Below are 7,378 nucleotides of genomic sequence, written 5' to 3' on the forward strand. Positions count from 1 at the left end.
CTGCTATGGCGCTGACTCGCTTTGTATCAGAATTTATTCTCCGACTATATCAGAATTTACGTTTCGACTATATTTTTGATTTTTACATTTAACGATGAGATTAGGCATAAAAAGCCGTCTGAAAACGGGCGTTTTCAGACGGCTTTTTGCGCGGCGGGCTTGTGTTATACCCCGAGTTTTAACCGGCCAGCAGCTCGCGCCAGCGGCGGACTTGCAGCAGTACTTGCTCGGGCGCGGTGCCGCCGAGGTGGTTGCGGGCGTTTAGGCTGCCTTCGGGTGTCAGGATGCTGTACACGTCTTCGGCCACTAAGTCTGAGAAGCCTTGCAATACGTCCAGCGGCAGCTCGCTCAAATCCACACCCGCCTCGTCGGCATGGCGCACGGCTTGGGCGACGACTTCGTGGCTGTCGCGGAACGGCATGCCTTTTTTCACCAGATAGTCCGCCAAATCGGTGGCGGTAGCGAAGCCCTGCATCACAGCGGCGCGCATGTTTTCCGGTTTGACGGTCACGCCGCGCATCATGTCAGCGTAAATGCGTAAAGTATCAATCAGGGTGTCCACGGTGTCGAACAGCGGCTCTTTGTCTTCCTGATTGTCTTTATTGTAGGCCAGCGGCTGGGATTTCATCAGCATAATCAGGCCGGTCAGATGGCCGATGATACGGCCGGACTTGCCGCGTACCAGCTCGGGCACATCGGGGTTTTTTTTCTGCGGCATGATGGAAGAGCCGGTGCAGAAGCGGTCGGCGATGTCGATAAAGCCGAAACGCGGGCTCATCCAGATAATCAGCTCCTCGCTCAGGCGGCTCAGGTGCACCATAATCAGCGAGGCGGCGGCGGTAAATTCAATCGCAAAGTCGCGGTCGGACACGGCGTCTAAAGAGTTTTGGCAGATTTGTTCGAAGCCCAGCAGCTCGGCGGTGGTTTCGCGCTGAATCGGGTAAGTCGTACCCGCCAGTGCCGCCGCGCCCAAAGGCATACGGTTGACGCGCTTGCGGCAGTCGGCCATGCGCTCGAAGTCGCGGCCGAGCATTTCCACATAGGCCAGCATATGGTGGCCGAAGGATACGGGCTGCGCCACTTGCAGATGGGTAAAGCCTGGCATCACCACGCCGGCGTTTTGCTCAGCCAAATCCACCAAGGCGGCCTGCAGGCTTTGAATCAGGCTTTGGATGTCGGTAATCTGGTCGCGCAGCCACAGGCGGATGTCGGTAGCCACTTGGTCGTTGCGGCTGCGGCCGGTGTGCAGGCGCTTGCCCGCGTCGCCGATTTTATCGGTCAGACGGCGCTCGATGTTCATGTGCACGTCTTCCAAATCCAGTGACCATTCGATGCGGCCGGCTTCGATGTCGGCGGCGATTTCGGCCATGCCTTGGCGGATGGCGGCCAAGTCGGCTTCGCTCAATACGCCCGCCTGCTGCAGCATCTGCGCGTGCGCCAGCGAGCCTTGGATGTCCCATTTGGCCAGACGTTGGTCAAAATCGATGGAGCCGGTGTATTTTTTCACCAACTCGGATACCGGCTCGTTGAAACGACCCGACCAGGTTTTCTCGTTACTCATAGTGTTACTCACTTAAAAATCAAACAAACAAGGCTTGCCAAGCGGCCATTATACGATAAATCGCCCCAAGCCGCGCGCGGATAAGCGTTTTCAGACGGCCTGACGCGGGCGGCAGGCGGGCAGATAGTGCGGCAGCAGCCCGGGCTGCTTGGGATCGCGCAGGAATTCGGCCAACACCGCCTGCAAATCGGGCAGGCGGCAGGTGTGGGGATTGGGCGGCAGGTAGCGGGCGGCGTAATAATGCGCCAACACTTCGGCCTGCTGCTCCATATTCAGGCTGGCAAAGCTGCTTATCTGCGCCAAGGGCGGGCAGGCATAGGCTTTGCGGCGGAAATAGCCGCCCGTACACAGCAGCCACAGGCCGCCCAGCCAGGGGCGGTAGCCTTGCCGGTATTGCCAGACGTGGGTCAGCTCGTGTATCAGCCACATGGCATGGCTGCTGCCGGCGGCGATAAAGTCGGGCGGGCAGTTGTGGCGGGGAAAATAAATGCGGCCGCGTGGGGCGATGGCGACATTGAGCGAGGGCAGGCCGGGAATGCCAGCGTAGATGCGGATTTTTTCATAGTCCAGGCCGTCTGAAAAAATCTGTTTGGCTGCTGCGGTTTCCTGCGCGGTCAGGCCGCGGGGCTTATTCACGCGCGGTTTTCCGCTGCCGCCAGTGGTGGCGGGTGCGCAGCCGCCAGCCGAACAATACGGCGAAATAGCCTGCTGCGGCCAATACTGCGCCCAATACGGGTACGCCGACCAGCAGGGGTTTGCCCGCGCCCATCAGCCAGGCGCCGAGTTCGCTGAAGAACTGCGCGTCTGACCAATCGGGAAAGGCCAGCTTGTCGGCGGCTTCGATGCCGAGCAGCCACGAGCCGATTTTATAGGCGGCGTAATACAGCGGCATATAGGTCAGGGGGTTGGTGTAGAGGGTGGTAAAGGCGGCGACGGGCAGATTGGTGCGTAAGAAGTAGGCAACAATCAGTGCGGAAAGCATCTGGGTCGGGCCTGGCATCAGGCCGCAAAACATGCCGACGGCCACCGATACCGCGGCCTGTCGGCGGTTGAGCGTCCAAAAATAAGGTTTGTCGAACAGGGGGGCGAAAGGGCGCGTCCAGCGGGAAGCGAAAATCTGCTCGCGGTCGGGCAGCTTGTCGCGCAGGGTGGTGCGTTTGAAACGGGGTGACTGCATGGCGGAAAACGGGAATTTGCGGAAAAAGTCGGATAAGGGATATGGGGGCGGCGCGGGGTGTTTAAAGGCCGTCTGAAAACGGGTTTTTCAGACGGCTTTCAAAATGAACCCAGCGCGGCTGCGGCGTTTATTCGGTTTGCGAAGCCGCATGGCCGAGCAGCTTGTCCATAGGTGTCAGGTTGACGGCGTTGCCCTGGCTGACAATCCATTTGTTTTCCACGCGCCACACGCCTGCGCCGTCTTCCACGCGCACATACCAATGGTTGGCATGGGCGAGCGGTTTGAACACCGCTTCATACTCCATAGGCACGCTACCCTCGGGCGACACGGCTTTCAGGGCGATGGTTTGGTCGTCGGCTTTTTTGGCCGGATGCATCATCAGCAGATTGAGCGGCTGCTTGGAGTCGAAGTCGCCGCTGACGAACACTTTGGCTGCATTCATGTCGGGGCTGACCAAGACTTGGGCGCGGATATGGCGTTTCACGGCTTCTTCATCGCGGTGAAGCTGGATTTCGATGTGTTTGCCGTCTTTGTAGTAATCGTCGCTGACCAGGTCGGTCATGCTGGCTTTGGCCACGAAAAACATCGATACGCTCGCCAGCACCACGAAAATCGGGCCGGCCATCAGCATCCACGGCCAAAACTGTTTGTACCAGGGTTTGGTGTTGTTGGATTCAGACACATTATTCTCCGATAAAGGTTGATTCTTCTACCAATACGCCCGGTTTGCCGGCATCGTCGGTGGCTTCGCGGTAGGTAAATTCAAATTCGATGGGGTGGCTGCCTTTGTCAGCATATTCCGGAATGGTCGATACCTGCACCGGAATGGTAACGGTTTCGCGGGCGGGGATGCGCAGGCCGCCTTCGGGCAGGCCGGTCAGCTCGATTTCCTCAAAGCCGCTGACTTTGGCGGTGAGGATTTGGTCGTTTTCGCTGTAATTGAGCACGCGCAGGTTGTATGAGTTTTCCAGCCAGCCTTTGGTGTTTTCGCGCACCATCACGCCGCGGTCTTTCAGGATATCCACTTCCAGAGACTCACGCTGCGAAATGCCGACTAAGAAAGCAATCACGACCACGCCCAATACCGCGCCGTAGCCGGCCACACGCGGGCGCAGCAGGCGTTTTTTGATGTCTTTTTCTTCATAGTCGTGTTTCAGCGCGCCCTCGGTGGTGTAGCGGATCAGGCCGCGCGGATAATTCATTTTATCCATGATTTCATCGCAGGCGTCGATACAGGCCGCGCAGCCGATACATTGGTATTGCAGACCGTCGCGGATGTCGATGCCGACGGGGCAGACCTGCACGCACATGGTGCAGTTGATGCAGTCGCCGAGGTTTTCGGACTGCTTGTCGGCGGTTTTCTTACGCGCGCCGCGCGGCTCGCCGCGCTCGGCATCGTAGGAAATAATCAGTGTGTCGTGGTCGAACATCGCACTTTGGAAACGCGCGTAAGGGCACATGTGCAGACACACTTTTTCGCGCATCACGTGTGCCAGCAGGAAGGTCATAAAGCCGTAAAAAGCCGCCGCGAAGATGGCACCGCCGCCGGCCGTGCCGTTAAACAGCGCGGGTACGAATTCGCGGATGGGGTTGAACCAGCCGGCAAAAGTGATGCCCGTCCACGCGACAAACAGGAAAATCAGCAGGTATTTGGTGGCTTTGATGCGGATTTTTGTGAAATTCCACGGTGATTTTTCCAACTTCAGGCGCTTGTTGCGGTCGCCCTCGACCAAATGGTCTATCCACAGCATGATTTCGGTATAAACCGTTTGAGGGCAGGAGTAGCCGCACCACAGCCGCCCCGCGATGGTTGTCCACCAAAACAGGCCGAAGGCGCAAATCATCAGCAAAAGCGCCATATAAATCAAATCGCCCATGCCCAGAGAGAGGCCGAAAATATAGAAATGGCGCTCGGGAATGTCGAACAACACCGCTTGGCGGTTGTTCCAGTTGAACCACGGAATGACGTAAAACACAAACTGCGTGGCCAATACCGCCGCAATCCTCAGCTTGGCAAAACGCCCCTCGGCTTTTTTCGGATGAATACGCTCGCCGGCGGGATGGATTTGAATCACGCTGCTGCCTTTGGCTTTGGCTGATTTGGCCGCAGCGGGTTTGGCAGCGGCAGAGGCATTTTCTGCGGATTGGGGCTGTTGGGCATCGTTTGGTGCCGGTTTTTCGGTGGACATGTTGCGTTCCTTAAAACAATGGCCGGTATATTTTCAGACGGCCTTATCGTTATCGCTTAAGAAGCATATCATATCATTTTTATGGCGTTTATTGTGAAATTACCCGCCGCGCGGGGCAGGGTTGCACGCTTGCCGCTTAGCCGGCGGTATCAGATTTCAGACGGCCTTTTTTATTTTATGATTTGGCGAAAGTTTCGGCTGCCGGAAACTTGAGTCATATAGTTTGCCCGAATACCTTGAATCGCTTTGCAAATACAGCGATAATCAAGCCGTCTGAAAAACACAGCCCTTTACCGACTAAGAAAGGTTCACCATGTCTCAACTGGCAAATGCCATCCGCTTCCTCTCCGCCGACGCCGTTCAAAAAGCCAATTCCGGCCACCCGGGCGCGCCCATGGGCATGGCCGAAATGGCCGAAGTATTGTGGACGCAGTTTCTCAACCACAACCCCGCCAATCCGAAATTCTACAACCGCGACCGTTTCGTTTTGTCCAACGGCCACGCTTCGATGATTTTGTACAGCCTGCTGCACCTGAGTGGCTACAATGTTTCGATTGACGATTTGAAAAACTTCCGCCAGTTGCACAGCAAAACCCCCGGCCACCCCGAATACGGCTACACCGACGGCGTGGAAACCACCACCGGCCCGTTGGGTCAAGGCATCGCCAATGCAGTGGGCATGGCATTGGCCGAAAAAATCCTCGCCGCCGAATTCAACAAAGACGGCCTGAATATCGTTGACCATCATACCTACGTTTTCCTGGGCGACGGCTGCCTGATGGAAGGCGTGTCGCACGAAGCCTGCTCGCTGGCGGGCACGCTGGGCTTGGGCAAACTGATTGTTTTGTATGACGACAACAACATCTCCATCGACGGCAAAGTAGATGGCTGGTTTACCGAAAACATCCCGCAACGCTTCGAAAGCTACGGCTGGCATGTTGTCCCCAACATCAACGGCCACGATACCGCCGCCATCGCCGCCGCCGTCGAAGCAGCCAAAGCCGAAACCGGCAAACCTTCCATCATCTGCTGCAAAACCTTAATCGGCAAAGGTGCTGCCACTAAAGAAGGCAGCCACAAAACCCACGGCGCACCTTTGGGTGCGGAAGAAATCGAAGCCACCCGCAAACATCTGGGCTGGAACTACGGCGCGTTTGAAGTGCCGCAAGACATCTACGACGCTTGGAGTGCCAAAGAAAAAGGCGAGAAACTCGAAGCCGCGTGGAACGGATTGTTCGCACAATACCAAGCCAAATTCCCGGCCGAAGCAGCCGAATTCGTGCGCCGCATGAACCGCGAACTGCCGGAAAACTTCGAACAGCACGTTCAGACGGCCTTGAAAGAAGTGTGCGCCAAAGCCGAGAAAATCGCCACCCGCAAAGCCAGCCAAAACAGCATCGAAATTCTGGCCGAAGTGTTGCCCGAATTTGTCGGCGGCTCGGCAGATTTAACGCCGTCCAACCTGACCGACTGGTCAAACAGCGTATCCCTTACCCGCGAACACGGCGGCAACTACGTCCACTACGGCGTGCGCGAATTCGGCATGGCCGCCGTCATGAACGGCATGGCACTGCACGGCGGCGTCAAACCTTTCGGCGCAACCTTCCTGATGTTCAGCGAATACGCCCGCAACGCCCTGCGCATGGCCTCGCTGATGAAAATCAACCCGATCTTCGTGTTCACCCACGACTCCATCGGCCTCGGCGAAGACGGCCCGACACACCAACCCGTCGAGCAAACCGCCACCCTGCGCCTGATTCCGAATATGGCCGTATGGCGCCCGTGCGACACCGCCGAATCGCTGGTTGCCTGGGCGGAAGCCGCCAAAGCCGCCGACCACCCGTCCAGCCTGATTTTCAGCCGCCAAAACCTGCCTTACATCGAGCGCAGCGAGCAGCAACTGGCCGACATTAAGCGCGGCGGCTATATCATCAGCGCGGCCAAAGGTCAAGCACAAGCCGTCATCATCGCCACCGGCTCCGAAGTCGAACTGGCTCTGAACGCGCAAACCGCATTGGCCGAACAAGGCGTGCCGGTAAACGTCGTATCCATGCCGTCCACCAACGTATTCGACAAACAAGACGCTGCCTACAAAGCCGTCGTCTTGCCGTCTGAATTGCCGAAAGTCGCCGTAGAAGCAGGCGTATCCGACGGCTGGTACAAATACGTCGGCAGCAACGGCAAAGTCATCGGCCTCGACTGCTTCGGCGAATCGGCTCCAGCGGAAGAGCTGTTCAAACTCTTCGGCTTTACCGTGGAAAATGTGGTGGACACCGTGAAATCTGTTTTGTAATCTAAACAGATAAAGAAAAGGCCGTCTGAAAACTGCCGCTTTACCGCAGGCAGGTTTTCAGACGGCCTTTATTATTTTGATATAATTGACAATTATTTGTATCTGATTTTAAACTTTGATTGATTAATATAGTCGTTTCAATTTAGATTGAGACAAGG

Annotated in this window: 6 protein-coding genes; 1 reads left to right on the forward strand and 5 read right to left on the reverse strand. The window is 56.7% G+C overall.

Going from position 1 to position 7,378, the window contains the following annotated elements:
* Positions 1–178: 178 nt before the first annotated feature.
* The 5 genes from argH to ccoG form a co-directional block, all read right to left on the reverse strand.
* Positions 179–1,561 (reverse strand): argininosuccinate lyase, encoded by a 1,383-nt coding sequence (gene argH / locus BDE01S_RS06535; protein WP_066079023.1) that lies wholly within the window; start codon positions 1,559–1,561, stop codon positions 179–181.
* 90 nt (positions 1,562–1,651) lie between these two features.
* A complete protein-coding gene (locus BDE01S_RS06540) occupies positions 1,652–2,197 on the reverse strand; it encodes a type IV secretion protein Rhs (RefSeq protein WP_066079026.1) in 546 nt (181 codons plus the stop codon).
* Positions 2,190–2,738, reverse strand: coding sequence for a DUF2062 domain-containing protein (locus BDE01S_RS06545; RefSeq protein WP_066079030.1), 549 nt, complete (start codon positions 2,736–2,738; stop codon positions 2,190–2,192). Before BDE01S_RS06545 ends, BDE01S_RS06540 begins: the two co-directional genes overlap by 8 nt.
* A 127-nt stretch (positions 2,739–2,865) precedes the next feature.
* Positions 2,866–3,420, reverse strand: a complete 555-nt coding sequence (locus BDE01S_RS06550) for a FixH family protein (RefSeq protein WP_066079034.1) — start codon at positions 3,418–3,420, stop codon at positions 2,866–2,868.
* A gap of 1 nt (position 3,421) precedes the next feature.
* Entirely contained in the window at positions 3,422–4,927 is a 1,506-nt protein-coding gene (gene ccoG / locus BDE01S_RS06555) for a cytochrome c oxidase accessory protein CcoG (protein ID WP_066079039.1), read from the reverse strand.
* 313 nt (positions 4,928–5,240) lie between these two features.
* Here ccoG and tkt point away from each other — a divergent pair, with 313 nt between their 5' ends.
* Complete coding sequence (gene tkt, locus BDE01S_RS06560; RefSeq protein WP_066079043.1) at positions 5,241–7,220, forward strand: transketolase; 1,980 nt, start codon at positions 5,241–5,243, stop codon at positions 7,218–7,220.
* The last annotated feature ends 158 nt before the right edge of the window (positions 7,221–7,378 follow it).

Origin of the sequence: Bergeriella denitrificans NBRC 102155, from assembly GCF_001592185.1 — a bacterium.
Classification (GTDB): Bacteria; Pseudomonadota; Gammaproteobacteria; order Burkholderiales; family Neisseriaceae; genus Neisseria; species Neisseria denitrificans.